Origin of the sequence: Halorubrum sp. Atlit-28R, assembly GCF_003665955.1 — an archaeon.
GTDB lineage: Archaea > Halobacteriota > Halobacteria > Halobacteriales > Haloferacaceae > Halorubrum > Halorubrum tropicale.
The window spans coordinates 1-572 of sequence record NZ_QPLS01000103.1 but is presented as its reverse complement, the minus strand read 5'-3'; the positions used below and the strand labels follow the sequence as shown (position 1 = coordinate 572).

Sequence of the window (572 nt, the reverse complement as noted above, 5' to 3'; positions counted from 1 at the left end):
CGCCTCGCGCACGTCGATCCCGAGTGCGTCGGCGTAGCGGGCGAACTCGTTTGCCAGCGCGATGTTGACGTCGCGGTAGACGCCGCTGAACACTTTCGTGGCCTCCGCCGTCGTCGCGTCCGGGAGCGTGATCACCTCGTTTTCGGTCACCTCGGGCGCGTCGAGTTGCTCCCGCGTCGGCGGGAACTGGAACAGCGGCGCGGAGAGCACGAAGTCGAAGAAGCGCGACGAACTCGTGAAGAAGTCGACGAACGCCTGCGCGCCCTCGGTGTTCTGGCCGTCGTTGCGGACGAGGTGACCCTCCATGTACGCCCACCACTTGTCCTGCGCCGCCCCGCTCGGCACGGGGAACGGCATCGGACTGTGGTTCTCGACGAGGTCGGGGCGGTTGGCCTGAATCGTGAGGATGGGGAGGCCGCCGACGCTGGCGATGGCCGCGGCGTTCTCCTGTTGGAGCGCGCCGATGGCGTCGCCCCACGCCCACCCCGAGCCGTTCGGCGAGTGCTCGGCCATCGACTGGACCCACTCGAACGTCTCGACGGCCGCCTGTCGGTTGTCGTCGTCGTCGAGTC

The 572-nt window shown here is 68.5% G+C and carries 1 pseudogene; it reads right to left on the bottom strand.

Features of this window, described 5'->3' with window-relative positions:
- Nucleotides 1–572: pseudogene (locus DVK06_RS17010) on the bottom strand (extracellular solute-binding protein); the annotation flags it as partial.